This window comes from Vibrio sp. Vb1166, assembly GCF_033338695.1.
In the GTDB taxonomy this organism is placed as follows: Bacteria; Pseudomonadota; Gammaproteobacteria; order Enterobacterales; family Vibrionaceae; genus Vibrio; species Vibrio alginolyticus.
Map to the genome: position 1 here is coordinate 152,114 of NZ_JAWOTE010000005.1, position 17,567 is coordinate 169,680.

At 45.9% G+C, this 17,567-nt stretch carries 13 protein-coding genes; 2 read left to right on the plus strand and 11 right to left on the minus strand.

The genetic code is table 11. The features are described from left to right. Nucleotides 1-30 precede the first annotated feature (30 nt). The 6 genes from accD to fabB all read right to left on the minus strand — a co-directional run bounded on the left by accD (nucleotide 31) and on the right by fabB (nucleotide 10,424). On the minus strand, nucleotides 31-957 hold the full coding sequence (gene accD, locus R7E51_RS08080; protein ID WP_005380583.1) for an acetyl-CoA carboxylase, carboxyltransferase subunit beta: 927 nt from the start codon (nucleotides 955-957) through the stop codon (nucleotides 31-33). A 197-nt stretch (nucleotides 958-1,154) separates the two neighbouring features. Next, nucleotides 1,155-1,949 carry a tRNA pseudouridine(38-40) synthase TruA gene (gene truA / locus R7E51_RS08085; RefSeq protein ID WP_017820799.1) on the minus strand — a complete coding sequence of 265 codons (795 nt, stop codon included), beginning with the start codon at nucleotides 1,947-1,949 and terminating at the stop codon, nucleotides 1,155-1,157. Between the two features lie 142 nt (nucleotides 1,950-2,091). Next, nucleotides 2,092-6,531: a FimV/HubP family polar landmark protein gene (locus R7E51_RS08090; RefSeq protein WP_206958136.1), complete on the minus strand. Its 4,440-nt coding sequence runs from the start codon at nucleotides 6,529-6,531 to the stop codon at nucleotides 2,092-2,094. 197 nt (nucleotides 6,532-6,728) lie between these two features. Continuing rightward, nucleotides 6,729-7,742, minus strand: coding sequence for an aspartate-semialdehyde dehydrogenase (locus tag R7E51_RS08095; protein WP_005380562.1), 1,014 nt, complete (start codon nucleotides 7,740-7,742; stop codon nucleotides 6,729-6,731). Then, complete coding sequence (locus tag R7E51_RS08100) at nucleotides 7,739-8,872, minus strand: 4-phosphoerythronate dehydrogenase (protein ID WP_017820801.1); 1,134 nt, start codon at nucleotides 8,870-8,872, stop codon at nucleotides 7,739-7,741. The genes R7E51_RS08095 and R7E51_RS08100 overlap by 4 nt, the downstream gene beginning before the upstream one ends. 340 nt (nucleotides 8,873-9,212) lie before the next feature. After that, entirely contained in the window at nucleotides 9,213-10,424 is a 1,212-nt protein-coding gene (gene fabB / locus R7E51_RS08105; protein WP_005380557.1) for a beta-ketoacyl-ACP synthase I, read from the minus strand. A 128-nt stretch (nucleotides 10,425-10,552) separates the two neighbouring features. Here fabB and mnmC point away from each other — a divergent pair, with 128 nt between their 5' ends. After that, the gene (mnmC, locus tag R7E51_RS08110; RefSeq protein WP_017820802.1) at nucleotides 10,553-12,571 is read left to right on the plus strand and encodes a bifunctional tRNA (5-methylaminomethyl-2-thiouridine)(34)-methyltransferase MnmD/FAD-dependent 5-carboxymethylaminomethyl-2-thiouridine(34) oxidoreductase MnmC; all 2,019 of its coding nucleotides are present in this window, start codon (nucleotides 10,553-10,555) and stop codon (nucleotides 12,569-12,571) included. 75 nt (nucleotides 12,572-12,646) lie between these two features. On the opposite strand, the gene R7E51_RS08115 is transcribed toward mnmC, so the two are convergent. From R7E51_RS08115 to R7E51_RS08125, 3 genes are all read right to left on the minus strand, one after another. After that, on the minus strand, nucleotides 12,647-13,171 hold the full coding sequence (locus R7E51_RS08115; RefSeq protein ID WP_005380552.1) for an NADPH-dependent FMN reductase: 525 nt from the start codon (nucleotides 13,169-13,171) through the stop codon (nucleotides 12,647-12,649). Between the two features lie 146 nt (nucleotides 13,172-13,317). Continuing rightward, complete coding sequence (locus R7E51_RS08120; protein WP_017635933.1) at nucleotides 13,318-13,581, minus strand: YfcL family protein; 264 nt, start codon at nucleotides 13,579-13,581, stop codon at nucleotides 13,318-13,320. 25 nt (nucleotides 13,582-13,606) lie between these two features. Beyond that, nucleotides 13,607-14,137, minus strand: a complete 531-nt coding sequence (locus tag R7E51_RS08125; RefSeq protein WP_005380546.1) for an elongation factor P hydroxylase — start codon at nucleotides 14,135-14,137, stop codon at nucleotides 13,607-13,609. 332 nt (nucleotides 14,138-14,469) lie between these two features. Here R7E51_RS08125 and R7E51_RS08130 point away from each other — a divergent pair, with 332 nt between their 5' ends. Continuing rightward, complete coding sequence (locus tag R7E51_RS08130) at nucleotides 14,470-15,093, plus strand: trimeric intracellular cation channel family protein (protein WP_005380544.1); 624 nt, start codon at nucleotides 14,470-14,472, stop codon at nucleotides 15,091-15,093. Between the two features lie 223 nt (nucleotides 15,094-15,316). On the opposite strand, the gene aroC is transcribed toward R7E51_RS08130, so the two are convergent. Continuing rightward, entirely contained in the window at nucleotides 15,317-16,402 is a 1,086-nt protein-coding gene (gene aroC, locus R7E51_RS08135) for a chorismate synthase (RefSeq protein ID WP_017820803.1), read from the minus strand. Nucleotides 16,403-16,581: 179 nt separating this feature from the next. Further along, a complete protein-coding gene (gene prmB / locus R7E51_RS08140) occupies nucleotides 16,582-17,514 on the minus strand; it encodes a 50S ribosomal protein L3 N(5)-glutamine methyltransferase (protein ID WP_005380541.1) in 933 nt (310 codons plus the stop codon). Nucleotides 17,515-17,567 lie beyond the last annotated feature (53 nt).

Below are 17,567 nucleotides of genomic sequence, written 5' to 3' on the forward strand. Positions count from 1 at the left end.
AATTCTTTGGTTTTTATGTTAGTTGATACTTTACCCTTTTTCGTCCGCTTCTGGTACAGAATATGGCTCTTCATTTGGAGATTCGTTAACCGAAACCACCAAAGGAGACTTGTGGTTAGTCATCTTAGCGATAAGACCACCCACACGCTGACGCATTTCACGACGGTCAACGATCATATCAATAGCACCGTGATCAAGTAGGAACTCACTACGCTGGAAACCTTCAGGAAGATCTTCACGTACAGTTTGCTCGATTACACGACGACCAGCAAAGCCAATGAGGGCCTTAGGTTCACCGATGTTGATATCACCTAACATAGCCAAACTTGCTGATACACCACCCATTGTAGGGTCAGTTAGAACAGAAATAAACGGCAGACCTTTTTCTGATAAACGCTCAAGCGCAGCACTGGTTTTTGCCATTTGCATAAGAGACATTAAAGCCTCTTGCATACGAGCACCACCACTTGCTGAGAAACAAACAAGCGCACAGTTATTTTCAATGGCTGCATCCACTGCTTTCACAAAGCGAGCACCAACGACTGAACCCATTGAACCACCCATAAAGGAGAATTCAAACGCACACGCCACAAGCGGCAGACCAAGCAATTCACCCTGCATCACAACTAGCGCATCTTTCTCACCGCTATTTTTTTGTGCAGCAGAGATACGCTCTTTGTATCGCTTAGAATCTTTAAATTTCAGTTTATCCTGTGGCTCAAGTTCGGAACCTAATTCAACTCGATTACCTTCATCTAAAAATGTTTCCAAACGACGACGCGCTTTCATACGCATGTGATGGTTACACTTTGGACAAACTTCTAAGTTACGCTCTAGTTCAGCATGGTATAAAACCTGTTCACAAGAGGTACATTTAGTCCACACACCTTCTGGGATAGAAGCTTTGCGTGAACTTACTAGATTGCTTTTCTCTAAAATCTTTTCAAGCCAACTCATGGAAGACCTTTTCTCTCAACTCTTCCGCTTCATTGCGAAAGATATAAATTCGACATAATACCGACGGATTAAACCATATCTTGCAGCTACTGTAGATAAAAAACTGGTTGTACCTATTTTTGATATCGTAAATAGCGTATGTTTTCCGTTCACATTCAATATAAACACTACCGATATTTTGAAATAAGTTTGTAAAATTAGTTCAAATTATCTGGTAAAAACAGTGGACCGATCGGCACTTCAGGTAACCCAAACTCTTCTGGGTAGTCTACATCTACCAGGTACAGACCTTCCGCTTTCGCTGTCGCACCCGCTACTTTGCGATCTTTGGCGTCTAATAACCACTTGATCCATTCAGGACTCTCTTCGCCACGTCCAACTTTTATCAAGCTACCCGTGATATTACGAACCATATGATGCACGAACGCATTGGCTTTAATATCAATAACCACATAGTTTCCATGGCGCGTAACGTTCAGGTGCATCAAGTTTCGAAATGGACTGCGAGACTGACAATGCGCCGCGCGAAACGACGTAAAATCATTTTCGCCGAGTAGGAACTGCCCTGCTTCATGCATTTTTTTCTCGTCGAGCTCACCATGATAGTGACTAACCCCCGAGTTTAAGATGCCTGGACGTAAAGCATGATTGAAAATAATGTAACGATAACGGCGCGCTGTCGCTGAGAATCTTGCATGGAAATCATCTGAAACTTCTTGAGCCCAACGAACCGCTATATCGCTCGGCATGTTCGCGTTTGCGCCCATGGTCCAAGCTACCATTTTTCGAGTAACGTTGGTATCAAAGTGCACAACTTGTCCCGTGCCATGCACGCCTGCGTCTGTCCGACCAGCACACTGAACTTCAACTGGGTGATTAGCGACGACGGACAATGCTTTCTCTAGCTCTTCTTGGACACTTTTCACTTCTCTTTGGCGCTGCCAACCAAAGTAGTTTGTACCGTTGTACTCGATACCTAATGCGATTCTCATCTTAACCTTCGAACTCTAAAATGGGGCGGGAAGTATATACTCAAGTCACCTCAAGTTGCCAGTTTCACCAAGGGTGACATAAAGGTAGCATCCTACTAACGGGACACAAAAAGGGTAGCAAACGCTACCCTTTTGTTTCGGTTTATCGGCCATTAATGGCGTCAATCAGGCTTTTTGCTTCGCGGCGAATATCATCCTCACCGTAAACAATCGCCTCTTCTAGTAGTTTAATCGCCCCTTGAGAATCGTTCATCTCGAGATAGATTTTAGCCAAATCCAGTTTCCCAGCCGCTTCAGCATTGCTATCTACGTCAATATCGCCGATCTCACCGATAACATCTGGAAACTCGTTCAATCCGACATCGAGCTTAAGGTCTTCTTCTTCGAACTCACCACCTTCTCTGTCGACCTGAGCCATCAATTCATCAATCGTCATAAATTGATTTTTCTTCGGGTCGAAGTCATCCAAGTCGCTTTGCTCTGCCCAGTTTTCTTGCGCGATCTCTGGCTGACTTAGTGCATCACTCGAATTCCAAACATCACGCTGGTCCTCAGGCACTTCTTCAGTAGAACTTACGTTATCAGCTGCGGGTTTAAAGCCATCCCAATCATCTCCAACATCAAGCATGGTTTCAAAATCCATACCTGCACTTGCGATGGTGTCACTGTCTAGTTTACCTTCAAATACTTCTGAGTTTGCGTCTTCCGCAAGAAGGTTAGCCATTGATGATTCATCATCCAAATTACTGAGCGGCTCACCCTCTGTCGCTATTGGCTGCACTTCTGGGTCAGTATCAAAGCCGTTTTGCTGCGCAAATACTTCAAACAAAGCATCATGATCGTTATCGGCTTGAATAGCTGGTCTCGATGTCTCTGCTTCAACCTTAGGGCTCCCTGAAGCACCCTCGTTCATTGACGCGAGAACATCTTCCTCATTGAACTCTGGAAGATCTTGGTCGTCAAAACTTAACTCTTCATCCTCACCGGAGATTGGTTCTATATCTGCAGTCTCAGAGCTCGGTAATTCTGGCTCTTCTTCCATCGACGCCAAGGCATCTTCTTCGCTGAACTCTGGCAAATCGAGCTCATCAAAATTGAACTCTTCTTCGGACTCAGTTGGCAAGTCGGCTTCAACTTGTTCTAGTTCAATGGACTCGGACGTTTCTAACTCCGGCTCATCCACCATAGACGCCAATGCGTCTTCTTCACTAAACTCAGGAAGATCCAGCTCATCAAAATTGAATTCATCTTCTGATTCAGCTGGTAAGTCTGCTTCAACCTGTTCTGGCTCAACGGACTCGGACGTTTCTAACTCCGGCTCATCCGCCATAGACGCCAATGCGTCTTCTTCACTAAACTCAGGAAGATCTAGCTCATCAAAATTGAATTCATCTTCTGATTCAGTTGGCAAGTCGGCTTCAACTTGTTCTGGTTCAACGGACTCGGACGTTTCTAACGCAGGTTCGCCAGCCATAGACGCCAGTGCATCTTCTTCACTGAACTCTGGCAAATCGAGCTCATCAAAATTGAACTCTTCTTCGGACTCAGTTGGCAAGTCGGCTTCAACTTGTTCTGGCTCAACGGACTCGGACGTTTCTAACGTAGGTTCGCCAGCCATAGACGCCAGTGCATCTTCTTCACTGAACTCTGGCAAATCGAGCTCATCAAAATTGAATTCATCTTCTGATTCAGCTGGCAAGTCTGCTTCAACCTGTTCTGGCTCAACGGACTCGGGCGTTTCTAACGCAGGTTCGCCAGCCATGGACGCCAATGCGTCTTCTTCACTAAACTCAGGAAGATCCAGCTCGTCAAAATTGAACTCTTCTTCGGACTCAGCTGGCAAGTCGGCTTCAATTTGTTCTGGTTCAACGGACTCGGACGTTTCTAACGCAGGTTCGCCAGCCATAGATGCTAGAGCATCTTCTTCGCTGAATTCTGGAAGATCTAGCTCATCAAAATTGAATTCTTCTTCTGAATCGTTGGTCGACTCAGTTTCCGGCTCCAATTCAGGCTCATCCAGTAGCCAATCTTCTTCTTGTGGAACACCGAATTCATTTTCTATTGTATTTGGTGTCGGCGTGAAGGCTGGAATGTCTTCCTCTTGCTCAACGTGAGGCTGTACCTCAGCATCGGACTCCACGGATGGTTCTTGTGTTGAATCAGTATCGGTAGCCTCTTGTTGTAGTGATGAAGCTTCCTCTATCTCCGTTTGTGTTTTTTCAACTTGCTGCGGTAAATCGTCTTCACTATCAAATAGAGCGTCAAGTTCAGCAGAAAAATCCGCTTTTTCTTGTTCTGTTGGCAGAAGTTCTTCACTGTCTGACTCAAATAGGTCGTCTAGCTCGCTCATTAAAGGATCATTCTCTGGTGAGAGGTCCTCTAAATCACCAAGAAATTCATCGCTGCTAAATGGCTCTGAGGCAGCCTCTGGCTCGGTTAATGGTTGATCTTCTACAGCTTGTTGCGTGTCTGGCTGGCTTTCACTTAATAAAGCGTCGATGTCCAACCCAGACTCAATGTCCTGATCTTCATGAGTTTGTTCTGACCCAACTACGGGAGATGGCTTTTCGTCGGCGTCTGGCTCACCAAAACCAAGTGATTTCAGTAACTCTTCCTCTTCCGATTTATTCTGCTCTGGGCTCTCGTCCTCTCGAATCAGATCATCAAACGGATCTAAATCAGCTTCAGTCTCTTCATCAAGTTCAGAGGTAACATCATCAATGAGTTCGTCCAGTAAGTCTGTGCTATCTGCGTCTAACTCTTCGATCGAGTCATCACCTTCAAAACCAGAGATTGCTTCTAGCTCGTTTAGTGGATCAAACTCGTCTGTGTCATCTTCATCAAAATCAATGAGTTCATCGAGTAGCTCTGTACTGTTTTCATCTAGAACAGGACCTTCATTGGCGTCAGCTTCTCGAACTTCCGATTCACTAGCCGGTTGTTCATACTGGGCCAATAGCTTATCGATATCGTCGTCAGATGCCTCTCCTACACTAAAGTCATCATCCGAAACGGGCTGTTTTAACTCAGGCTCATCAGTATCTAAATCGAAGTCATCGTTGCCAAGTTCAGCAAACAAGTCATCAAGCATATCCTGGTCGACAGTGTCACTTGGTAACTCTTCTGACGGCTCATCGGCTGCAAGTAACTCGGCAAATGCGTCGTCTGAAAGCGAGTCTGATTTCTCATTCGCATCATCCGAAAGATCGAAGCCAGACTCATCGTCATCGAGCACTTCTAGTTCTGGAGCAACCTCATCTAAGGCTCGCTCCATTTCTTCTAAACCAAGCGCCTTTTCTTCGCCGTTGACTTGGATACCATTGTTCGATGACTCAAACTCATCCAGACCAACATCTAGGTCACCGTCATCGCCAATATCTGCAAATGGGTCATCGTCCCCTTCCAGATTGAAATCAAGTTCTTCATCGTCGAGGTTAGCAAAGACGTCTTCTTCTAAATCTGACTTCTCTTCTTGTAAAGACTGTGCGTTGATATCTTCATCTGCAAACAATTCATCATCAAGCGTGAGCTCTTCATCCAGCTCATCCGCCGCCGCTAAACCGATTGGCGCCGCAAGAGGATCAACGTTTTGCTGTTCCTGCGCAGCCGCTTCTTCCTCTTTCGCTTTAGAGCGTCGGCCAAGAAGCATAACAACTAGCAACGCAATCAAAGCACCAGGAATTAATGCCGCAAGACCAACGAGCCAACCATTAGACAAAATTTTGTCCATGGTGCTTGGTTGCATGCGCTGTTGTTCAGCAAGGCGTTGGCGCTCTTCAGCAAGCAGCTTCTCGACTTCTGAGCGAATGCGTTCTTCGTCATTCAACTCGCTTTTCAAAGTTTCGACTTCGCTTTGCACTTCTGACAGCATCAATCGAAGACGATGGTTCTTCTCTTCTAATGACTCTAATTCACTTTGTGAGCCTTGAAGTTTGTCCTTCAGCGCACTGACCTGCTTTTCACCCTGCCGAGAGGTGGTTACTGGTGGCGCAGGGATGACGGGTATTGTTTTCGGAGTTGGTTTTGGCTCCTTTGCTGCCACTGTCTCTGGCTTAGTCGCAGGCTTGGGTTCTACTTTAATTTGTGGCTTTGGTTGCTCGGTGACTCGTTGTGCTGGCGTCGCTCTATTTGTCGGCTTCGGCTGTTTTAACTTAGCTTCATGCGCCTTCATAATCGCAACAGCTTGCGCTGTGGTCGCGCTTTGCACTTGCTCTAGAGAAGGTACTCGTAGCCGACTCCCTGGGATCAATTCATGAATGTTTTGGTTCTCAAACGCTTGAGGGTTAATTCGGTAAATGGCAAGAAGCGTTTGTTGAACGGTAACACCGCGTGAAGGTCGTAATTCTGAAGCGATCGACCATAGTGTTTGATTTTCACCAGTCGGACCAAAGAAACGTGACGGTTGAGTATTCGCAGGAGGAGCAGGTAATGCTCGCTCAATATCTTCAGCATAGCTCGGAGATGATTGCACTTCACCAGACGGTCCAACAAGACGAATTCCTTCGGCTTGAACCACTGATGATGTCTGAGTCGCGCTCATCAACACAAGGGCTGCTAACAAACGCTTATAATTTTGACGCATAGAAGGCTCAGTTTTGTGCTAAATACAATTTGAAATGGTGATCGGTTAAATATATCGGATATCGCATGCAAAACTATAGCGTTGAGAATAAAAAATGTGTGGCTCTCGCCATATTCGTACTAATCTCACACTATTTTGTTTCGTTCGTACAAAAAAGCCTCGCACTGTGCGAGGCTTTGAAATGAACTGTAAGCGACTTAGTAGTAATCGCGGATCAGAACTTCTGCGATTTGCACCGCGTTAGTTGCCGCGCCTTTACGCACGTTATCAGCAACAACCCACAGGTTTACGCCGCTATGATGGCTGATATCGTTACGGATACGGCCAACCATTACATGGTCTTTACCGCCCGCATCGCGAACTTGTGTAGGGAAGTCTTCACCGTGGAACACTTCGATACCGTCAGTTTGCTCAAGCAAGTTAACGACTTCTTGTGCATCGATAGGTGAACGAGTCTCAATGTGAAGTGCTTCTGCGTGACCGTAGAATACAGGAACACGTACACACGTTGGATTGACTGTGATTGATGGATCGTTAAAGATCTTCTGTGTTTCCCACACCATTTTCATTTCTTCTTTGGTGTAGCCGTTTTCCATCATTTGATCGATTTGTGGAATACAGTTAAACGCGATCTGTTGAGAGAATTGCTTCTTGTCTGCTGGCAGACCGTTTAGCAGCTTCGCCGTTTGACCTGCTAGCTCATCGATACCCGCTTTGCCTGCACCAGACACCGATTGGTAAGTTGATACGTTAATACGCTCAATGCCCACCGCATCGTGAATTGGTTTTAGTGCCACCAGCATTTGGATGGTTGAACAGTTCGGGTTCGCGATGATGTTACGGTTACGAAACTCTGCAATCGCTTCTGGGTTTACTTCTGGCACAACAAGAGGAATGTCGTACTCGTAACGGAAGTGTGATGTATTGTCGATAACAATCACGCCTTCATCAGCGGCAATTGGAGCCCACTTGGCTGATAGCTCACCACCAGCAGAAAACAGTGCGATATGCGCTTGAGACCAATCGAACTCTTCTACGTTTTGAACGCGTACCGTTTTACCATTGAAGCGATAAGTCTTGCCTTCGCTGCGCTCACTCGCGAGTAGGAAGATTTCGCCTACTGGGAATTTGCGCTCTTGAAGCACATCCAAAATTGTTTCACCGACCGCACCGGTCGCACCTAAAATGGCAACATTATATTGCTGGCTCATTGACTTACCTCAATCTGAAAACCTAGTTCTGCTAATGGAGCAAGGTTACATGTTTTGTTACCCACTAGCGTGACAGCGCTGTATTCACGGCGATCCCAGTAGTTTTTACGCATCAGGTCAAAAGCGCCTGGCTTACTGATTTCACGGCGGAAAAGAGCGTCATCTCTACGCACATCATAGATTAACTGCGTGATGTTATGCAGTGTTGCTTCGTCCCAAGCTCTGTCCAATACCATAGTAGGAACAGGCGCGGTTGGCAGTAAATCGCTGGCATGCGCACGTAATTCGTTATTTAAGAACTCACAGTAGCTGTTGAAAATCATCGTTGTACCGCGAGCTTTCCCTTCCAAGCCGTAGCCTGCAACGTGAGGGGTTGCGAATGCTAGCAGAGGCAGAAGCTCCATATCAACCTCTGGTTCAAATTCAAATACGTCGAGTGCCGCTGTAAAGCCATCATTTTTCAAAAGACGTTGCTTCAAAGCAGCGTTGTCAACGATGGGACCTCGAGCCGCGTTAATCAAAATTTGATCGCTGCGGAGACCATTTAATACCTTCTCATCAATCAAATGATGCGTTGGGTATGGGCCATCTTTGGTGATTGGCGTATGTAGTGTAATGATGTCTGAGCTTTCAATCAGTTCTGTCAACGGAGTAAAGCTACGAGGATCACCAGACTCTTGTTTGAATGGGTCATTGATGAGAACTTTCATACCCATGCCTTTCAAACATTTCTCTAGGTAGCTACCTACTTGGCCTGCACCAATAATACCTACCGTCTTGTCAAATACCGAGAAACCTTGTTGCTGAGCGAGCACCATCATCACGCTGAACGCGTATTCCGCCACACCCACTTTGTTACACCCTGGCGCCGCAGTGAAGAAAATGCCTTTCTCTTTTAAGAGTGCTTGGTCAACATGATCCATGCCTGCCGTGGCCGTACCAACAAACTTCAGCTTGTTTGCTTTGCTGATCAGGTCAGCATTAACTTTGGTGACTGAGCGAATCATTAGGGCATCAACATCCACTAAATCATCGGCGGTCAGTGTACGACCTGGTTTTAGAATTACGTTACCGAGTTGGCTGAATAGCTCTTCAGCATACGGCATATTTTCATCAACAATAATTTTCATAGCGCCAGCGTTCTAACATCCATTTGTAAGAGTTCGTTTATTCGCAAGATGCGAAACTAAAGCGATTGTGCCCTTTTCCCGAAAAATCTCAAGATATAACACCAATAAACCTCAAGGAGGTAACTCCTATAGAATCGATTGACGGGAAGCCTAGAGAAAAGCAGAAACAGAGAAAAGAAAAAGCCCGGCTAAATAGCCGGGCAAAGTTCCAGAACAAAAGGATCCTATCCCGCTCTCCATGGGATAGAGTCTGCGTCTGTTCGATCAGTGTGACTGATCAAGCTCTGGAAACTGGATTGTTGGCGTTTACAGTACTCTCGCAAGGCGCCAACAAATTCAGTTAACCTTGGTACTTTTTAATAACCAAAGTTGCGTTTGTGCCGCCAAAGCCAAAGCTGTTTGACATTACGGTCGTTAGCTCTGCATCACGTGCTTCTGTCACGATGTCCAGACCTTGTGCTGCTTCGTCCAAGTTTGAAATATTGATGCTTGGAGCAATGAAGTTTTTGTCTAGCATAAGTGTTGAGTAAATCGCTTCGTGCACGCCCGCTGCGCCGAGTGCGTGGCCAGTCATTGCTTTTGTTGCAGAGATTGCAGGGCTGTTCTCACCAAACAATTGTTGGATAGCACCAAGCTCTTTCACGTCACCAACTGGTGTCGATGTGCCGTGCGTGTTGATGTAATCCACACCATCAACGTCTTGCATCGCCATCTTCATACAACGAATTGCGCCTTCACCTGATGGCGCTACCATGTCGTAGCCATCTGATGTCGCACCGTAACCTACGATTTCACCGTAGATTTTCGCACCACGTGCCAGTGCGTGCTCTAGTTCTTCAATAACCAGCATGCCGCCGCCGCCCGAGATAACAAAACCGTCACGGTCTGCATCGTATGTACGAGATGCTTTGTCTGGCGTGTCATTGTATTTGGTTGACAGTGCGCCCATCGCATCAAACATCATAGTTTGAGACCAATCTAGCTCTTCGCCGCCACCAGCAAAAACAATATCTTGTTTGCCTAGTTGAATAAGCTCCATAGCATGGCCGATACAGTGTGCAGATGTTGCACATGCAGAGCTCATTGAGTAGTTCACGCCACGAATCTTAAATGGCGTAGCAAGACAAGCAGAAACAGTAGAAGACATAGTACGAGGAACCATGTAAGGACCAACTCGCTTTACGCCTTTGGCGCGCATCGTGTCTGTCGCTACCGTTTGATTGTATGCAGAAGCACCGCCAGAACCTGCAACGATACCGGTACGATCGTTTGAAACCTGCTCTTCTGTAAGACCAGCGTCTGCGATTGCCTGCTCCATTGATAGGTATGCATAAGCAGCCGCATCACCCATAAAGCGCATCTGCTTACGGTCGATGTGTTCCGCCGGGTTGATTTTTAGATCACCCCATACTTGCGAACGAAGACCGTGTTCTTTGAACTGCTCAGATGCAGTGATGCCAGATTTGCCCGCTTTAAGAGACGCTAGAACTTCTTCGACGTTGTTACCGATACTTGAAACAATACCCATACCGGTGATTACGACTCGTTTCATTATGACATTCCTATAATTCAAAAATCCGCTAGATGATAACTAAGATAGTCAACAAAAGTGGTCAGCTTTCCCATAAATTCGTACAATCGCCCCATTCTTACCGCGCCAAATCACAAATTTGCACCATTATGACTTCAATAAAAAACGCAGAACTTGGTTGGAACGAAGCTGGTACTCCGGTTTCAGACCAATTTGATGATGTTTACTTCTCTAACGTAAACGGTCTTGAAGAGACACGCTACGTTTTCTTAAAACAAAATCATCTCCCAGAAAGATGGCAGGAATTTGACCAAAGACGTTTTGTCATTGGTGAAACAGGATTTGGCACGGGATTAAACTTCTTAGCAGTATGCCAGTGGTTTAGTGAGTTTCGTCGTCAGCATCCGGACGCAACATTGAAAGAGCTGCATTTTATTAGCTTTGAAAAATACCCATTAAGCAAAGCCGATTTAAAGAAGGCGCATGAAGCTTGGCCTGAGCTAGCTGAATACGCGGAAAAGTTACAAAAGCACTACCCTGCCGCTGTGCCGGAGTGTCATCGCATCGTTTTAGAAGACGGCGCAATCACACTCGACCTTTGGTTTGGTGACATTAAAGACTGCATGCCGCAAGTCCCATACAACGAACAAGGTTTGATTGATGCTTGGTTCTTAGATGGATTCGCGCCAAGCAAAAACCCAGAGATGTGGAACCAAGGCCTGTTCAACAACATGGCAAAGCTAGCCAAGCAAGATTGTACAGTTGCCACGTTTACCGCAGCAGGCTTTGTACGTCGTGGTTTGAACGAAGCTGGCTTTACAATGAAAAAGGTGAAAGGTTTCGGCACTAAGCGAGAAATGATCGCCGGCTCTATGGAGCAACGTGAAAAGCAGTCGAACCATCTCCCTTGGTTCAATCGCACAGCATCTAGCAATCTTGATTCGATTGCCATCATTGGCGGTGGTATAGCCAGCGCGGCGTTAGCGAAAACGTTAGTTCGTCGTGGCCAAAACGTCACCCTTTACTGTAAAGACAAACAACCAGCCAAAGGAGCGTCGGGTAATCGTCAAGGGGCCGTGTATCCATTGTTGAACGGTCCCCATACTGGCGTTTCGCGTGTGTTTGCTCCTGCATTTTTGTTCGCACGTCAGTTTGTTGAACAAGCAGCACAAGAGATCGATTTTGATCATGACTGGTGTGGCGTAACTCAGTTGATGTGGGATGACAAATCCACAGACAAACTGGAGAAAATACTTGCGGGTAACTTCACACCAGAGCTCATTCACAAGCTGTCCGCCGAGGAGACTGCGAACACTATCGGGTTACCTATTGATATGGCATCTGTGCACTACCCAATGGGAGGGTGGCTGTGCCCTGCCGAGTTAACTCGTGGGTTAATAAAACAATTGGAGAAGACGTCGTTACTCTCAACGAAGTTTGAACACCATGTTGAGGCATTAGATTGGGATGAAAAGCGTCAGCTCTGGCTACTAACAGCGAGTGGTCAAACATTTGAGCACTCAACGGTTGTGATTGCGAACGGCCATGAGTTCCAGACATTGAGTCAAACCGCTTCCCTACCAATGGGACAAGTGAAAGGACAAGTCAGTCATGCGCCAGCAACCGAAACGCTGAGTCAGCTGAAAACGGTGTTGTGTTACGACGGTTACATGACACCTGTTAACCCAAGTAATCAACACTTGTGTATCGGTGCAAGCTACGACCGCAGTCACCTTGACTACGAATTTGATGAAAACGCCCAAAAAGATAATGCAGAAAAGCTAGTGAAATGTGTACCGAATCAAACATGGGCAAAAGAGGTAGATATCACTGGTAATCAATCTCGCCAAGGTATTCGTTGTGTTAGCCGAGATCACTTACCATTTGTCGGAAATGTGGGTGACTTTGAGACGATCAAAACGCAATACACCAACTTACAAAATCAAAAAGAAGAAGAGGTAGAAACCATTCATCAGTACCCTAACCTATTCTGCTTCTTAGGTTTAGGATCTCGTGGACTGAGCTCTGCACCATTATTAGCTGAAGTGTTGGCCTCCCAGATCTGTGGGGACCCGCTGCCATTACCGGTTGATGTATTGACCGAACTTCACCCAAGTCGAATGTGGGTTCGTAAACTAAGAAAAGGCAAAGCCATTACCGAGCTGTAAGAGTATTCTCTGTTTTGATTCCCGACACAGACACGTGTCGGGAATCGCTAACTCATTAAGTCGCTCGTACTGAGATTACTTCAGCAGTGCAACTGCCTGTTTCACTTGCTCTGCCACTTCTGGGTTTACAACCTTACCCGATTCCACGTCAAAATTTTCGTAGAAGCTCGGCACAGATAACGATGCCTTTACATCCGCGCCAAAAAATTGTGCAGAACCTGTCGCCGCCGCAAGAACACTTTGCGCACCACCGGGACCTGGGGAAGTTGCTAAATAAACGACAGGTTTGTTTTGAAATACATTACGCTCAATGCGCGTCGCCCAATCGAACAAGTTTTTATAGGCCGCTGGGTACGAACCGTTGTGCTCTGCGAAGGAAACAACGAGAGCGTCAGCCTCCGCCAAGTCACGTAAAAACGCGACAGCCCCTTCAGCTTGACCTATTTCTTTCTCTTTGTCCTCGCTAAACATTGGCGCTTGATAATCGTTTAAGTCTAGAACATTCACTTGAGCGCCTTCGACTTGATTTGCTGCGTATGTAGCAAGTAGTTTGTTGATTGAGGTAGAGCTGGTAGATGCACCAAATGCGACAATTTTCATGGTTGTAATCCTTTGTTCACGTTTTATGCTGATCAGAATAAAAGTTGAACAGTTTCGCTACAACCACAAAAATTTTATGGAGAGGTTCGAATTTTTCGAAGTAGTAAATGACTAGGATTAAATAAAGGGAGAACGCTGCTTAGGGACTAAGCCTGAGCCTGGAGCTCCTGCCACAAATCACTGACAATCACGCGATCGGCCGGGCTTAACTCGGTACGCGCATTTTCTAAGCTGCTCTCAATGCGTGACTTCAGCTCAGTAATATCGCTAATCCCTTCTTCTTCACAAGACGCCGCGGATAAAGAGATGTGACCACGTAAATAACCACCAGCAAACAATTCATCGTCAGATGCTGTTTCAATTCGAGCATCAATCAGTTCCAGTAGTTTTTCTTCAAATTCAATAATCATGGTGTATCTCTGAGGTTATTAGTGGTTATTTAACGCAAAAGTCCGACGCTTCCAGTGGCTTAGTTTGATAAAATGCGCGCAGGGCATCAGAAAGCATTTTCACTCGCAAAGGCAAGCCAACGTCCAAAATACCTAGCACTTCTTTATGCACTTTTTTCATAAAGCCGAGCCTATCTGGTTCAAAATCGCCGTGTAGATTGTCACAACTCACCGTAAAAGGGAAGCCAGCGCTTTGTGCCAGAATCCATTCATAAGCTTGAGGTCGCACTTCAACTTTCTCAAACTCCGCTTGAACTTCTGCTGTTCGCCCATCAGGTTCATACCAATAACCAAAATCTTCCAGCAAACGACGCTCTGGACCAGCCACACACCAATGCGAGATCTCGTGTAAAGCAGAGGCGTAAAAACCCCGAGCAAAAATAATCCGATGATGAGGGTGTTCATCATCAGCAGGAAGATAAATAGGCTCATCACCACCTAACTCTAATTTCGTATTAAATTGTTCTAAAAAGGTGTCATTAAAAATGGTGATTAAGTCTTGGTATTCGTGGGTCATCGTCGAGTTTGTACTTCAGTTTGACATGCGCTGCATATTGTCGCTGTTTTTAGCTATGAGGTAAAGGCAACCCCACATTTTTGGTTATTAGTTGAATTTATCTGAACATCGCTTTCTCCATACAATTTCTCATTCGTCAGCGTACTTATTTACCACTACACTCTCGCCTTATTTTGATGCCGTTCAAACCGCTATTTTTAAGCCGTTTGATTACAAGCATGTTGCTGGTTTTAATCACTTTTTAAGAGAGATAGAACCGTTTGTAAGTGTTGTTACTTCGCCTACGCTGATTCTCGTAGAACGTAGTGACTTTTTACGTTGAGTGTTTCCCTATGTTGCTAAGTGTGTTGTATATCATTGGTATCACGGCTGAAGCCATGACAGGTGCGTTAAGTGCTGGTAGAAGAAAGATGGACTGGTTTGGTGTTATGTTGGTGGCCAGCGCAACGGCCATTGGTGGTGGCACCGTACGTGACATTCTATTAGGCCACTACCCTCTTGGTTGGGTAAAAAACCCAGAGTTCCTTGCAATTACGTGTGTTGCAGGTGTGCTAACAACAGGTTTAGCGAAATGGGTGATTAAGCTGAAAGGTCTGTTCATTCGCCTCGATGCACTAGGTTTAATCGTGTTTAGTATCATCGGAACAAAAATTGCGATGGGCATGGGCTTGCACCCTGGTATTTGTATGGTTTCAGCGTTAGTAACTGGTGTATTCGGTGGGCTACTTCGTGACTTAATCTGTCGCCAAACACCATTGGTACTGCATGAAGAGCTTTACGCTTCTGTCGCTCTTATCGCATCAGGAATGTACTTAGCGCTATTAGAATTTAATGTTCCCGATGTCACTGCCACGATCATTACACTGGTTACTGGTTACATGCTGCGTATGGCTGCAGTGCGCTTTAAGTGGCGTCTGCCTTCTTTCCATTTGGAAACCGAAGGCTCGATTCATTAAGCAAAAACTACTTAAACAAAAAAGGTTGCCTGATAAAATTGTGCCACCCGCGATTCAGTGAGTGGCATAATTTTATATTCAGTCATCCTGAACAGCGACGAAGGAGCATGATTCAGGATCTATTATCCGAGCACTCTGTTGTCAGAGATGTTTCTTTCTCTTTTCATCGTGCTGAAATTAGATTCCTAGTCTCGCTATAGCTCGCTGGAATGACACAAAGCTCTTAAATCTTCGGTGTTTCAGTTGTTACGCCATGGTTTTGACCACGGTGGCGTAGTAAATGATCCATCACCACAATTGCCAGCATCGCTTCTGCGATAGGCACAGCACGAATACCCACACATGGGTCATGACGACCTTTGGTGATCAACTGAGTTGGTTCACCTTCTTTTGTGATGGTCTCACCCGGCACAGTGATACTTGATGTTGGCTTAAGCGCAATGTTAGCGACAATGTCTTGACCAGTCGAGATACCGCCAAGAATGCCACCCGCATGATTACTACCAAAACCTTCAGGAGCAAGCGTATCACGGTGCTGACTGCCTTTTTGGTTTACCACGTCGAAACCGTCTCCGATTTCCACGCCTTTCACCGCGTTTATGCTCATTAGTGCGTGCGCGATGTCTGCATCCAAACGGTCAAATACGGGTTCCCCAAGACCAACAGGCACGTTAGTTGCCACAACCTGGATTTTTGCGCCAATAGAGTCGCCTTCTTTTTTCAGGTCACGGATAAGTTGGTCAAATGCTTCTACTTTGTCAGCATCAGGGCAGAAGAATGCATTGTTCTCGATTTCGTTCCAATCTACCTTGTCGATAGATACATCACCCATTTGTGACAAGTAAGCACGAATCTCAACACCAAACTCATCTTTTAAGTATTTCTTCGCGATTGCACCAGCAGCCACACGCATTGCGGTTTCACGAGCTGAAGAACGGCCGCCACCGCGATAGTCGCGGATGCCATATTTTTGGTGGTAAGTGTAATCAGCATGACCCGGTCTGAACTTATCTTTGATGTCAGAGTAGTCTTTTGAGCGCTGATCGGTGTTTTCAATTAGCAAACCGATCGATGTGCCCGTGGTTTTGCCTTCAAAAACGCCAGAAAGAATTTTAACTTCATCCGGTTCACGACGTTGTGTGGTGTAACGTGATGTGCCTGGACGACGGCGGTCGAGATCAATTTGTAGATCTGCTTCTGTAATTTCCAACCCCGGAGGACATCCGTCTACGATACATCCCAGTGCGATACCGTGACTTTCCCCGAATGTCGTCACTCGGAAATGTTGTCCGATACTGTTTCCTGCCATTACTTCCTCAAGTTTTTATCGCCACGCTCTCTCAAAACAGAGCATAGCTGCTTTCCAATTCTTCGTGGATTCATAGTGGCTTTATTACGTTTTGATGTAAAGAGTTAATATCGGCGAGGTATGCATAAAAAAACACCGAGCATAAAGCTCGGTGTTTTGATGTTTAGTGCAAGACTCTATTAGTCTTTGTACAGTTTAAACTCTTCTGCACACTCAACCAGCTGGTCACGCGTTAGCATAAACACGCCATGACCGCCGTTCTCGAACTCAATCCAAGTAAATGGAATCTCTGGGTACTGTTCCATCATATGAATCATTGAGTTTCCGACTTCACAAATAAGAATGCCGTTATCTGTTAGATAATCTGGCGCGTTAGCAAGAATACGACGCACTAGTTTTAGACCATCCGTACCCGCAGCTAGCCCAAGCTCAGGCTCATGCGTGAACTCATCTGGCAGGCTGTTCATGTCTTCTTCATCCACATATGGTGGGTTGGACACGATTAGATTGTATTTCTCTTTTGGAAGATCACGGAACAAATCAGAGCGAATTGGGAACACTTGCTGCTCCATGCCGTGATCTTGTACGTTTTGCTCAGCCACTTGTAGAGCATCTGTAGAGATGTCGATAGCATCCACTTCTGCTTCAGGGAAAGCGTGCGCACAAGCAATCGCGATACAACCAGAACCCGTACATAGGTCCATGATGCGCGTAGGCTCTTCCACCAACCAAGGTTGGAATTCCGCTTGAATCAATTCGCCGATAGGAGAACGTGGCACAAGTACACGCTCATCAACGAAGAACTCAAGACCGCAGAACCATGCTTTGTTTGTTAGGTATGCTGTTGGCGTACGCTCGTTGATGCGTTTTACTACGCGCTCAACAATACGCAGACGCTCGCTTGTCGTTAGGCGAGAGTTCAATACGTGCGGAGGCACATCAATCGGCAAGTATAAGGTTGGCAGGATAAGCTGAACTGCTTCATCCCACGCATTATCAGTACCATGACCGTAAAACAGGTTCGCTGCATTAAAGCGGCTTACCGTCCAACGAATCATATCTTGAAGGGTATGCAGTTCCGATACCGCTTCTTCTACAAAAATCTTATCCAAAATTGCCTCCGAAAAGCGCTACAATACTGCCAATAAAGTTTATTAATGAAATT

Excerpts from the sequence above, each read along its gene's own strand:
- aroC (WP_017820803.1), bottom strand. The coding sequence starts at position 16,402 with ATGGCAGGAAACAGTATCGGACAACATTTCCGAGTGACGACATTCGGG.
- R7E51_RS08115 (WP_005380552.1), bottom strand. The coding sequence starts at position 13,171 with ATGAAAATTGTCGCATTTGGTGCATCTACCAGCTCTACCTCAATCAAC.
- R7E51_RS08130 (WP_005380544.1), top strand. The coding sequence starts at position 14,470 with ATGTTGCTAAGTGTGTTGTATATCATTGGTATCACGGCTGAAGCCATG.
- fabB (WP_005380557.1), bottom strand. The coding sequence starts at position 10,424 with ATGAAACGAGTCGTAATCACCGGTATGGGTATTGTTTCAAGTATCGGT.
- accD (WP_005380583.1), bottom strand. The coding sequence starts at position 957 with ATGAGTTGGCTTGAAAAGATTTTAGAGAAAAGCAATCTAGTAAGTTCA.
- mnmC (WP_017820802.1), top strand. The coding sequence starts at position 10,553 with ATGACTTCAATAAAAAACGCAGAACTTGGTTGGAACGAAGCTGGTACT.
- R7E51_RS08095 (WP_005380562.1), bottom strand. The coding sequence starts at position 7,742 with ATGAGCCAGCAATATAATGTTGCCATTTTAGGTGCGACCGGTGCGGTC.
- R7E51_RS08090 (WP_206958136.1), bottom strand. The coding sequence starts at position 6,531 with ATGCGTCAAAATTATAAGCGTTTGTTAGCAGCCCTTGTGTTGATGAGC.
- R7E51_RS08125 (WP_005380546.1), bottom strand. The coding sequence starts at position 14,137 with ATGACCCACGAATACCAAGACTTAATCACCATTTTTAATGACACCTTT.
- R7E51_RS08120 (WP_017635933.1), bottom strand. The coding sequence starts at position 13,581 with ATGATTATTGAATTTGAAGAAAAACTACTGGAACTGATTGATGCTCGA.
- truA (WP_017820799.1), bottom strand. The coding sequence starts at position 1,949 with ATGAGAATCGCATTAGGTATCGAGTACAACGGTACAAACTACTTTGGT.
- R7E51_RS08100 (WP_017820801.1), bottom strand. The coding sequence starts at position 8,872 with ATGAAAATTATTGTTGATGAAAATATGCCGTATGCTGAAGAGCTATTC.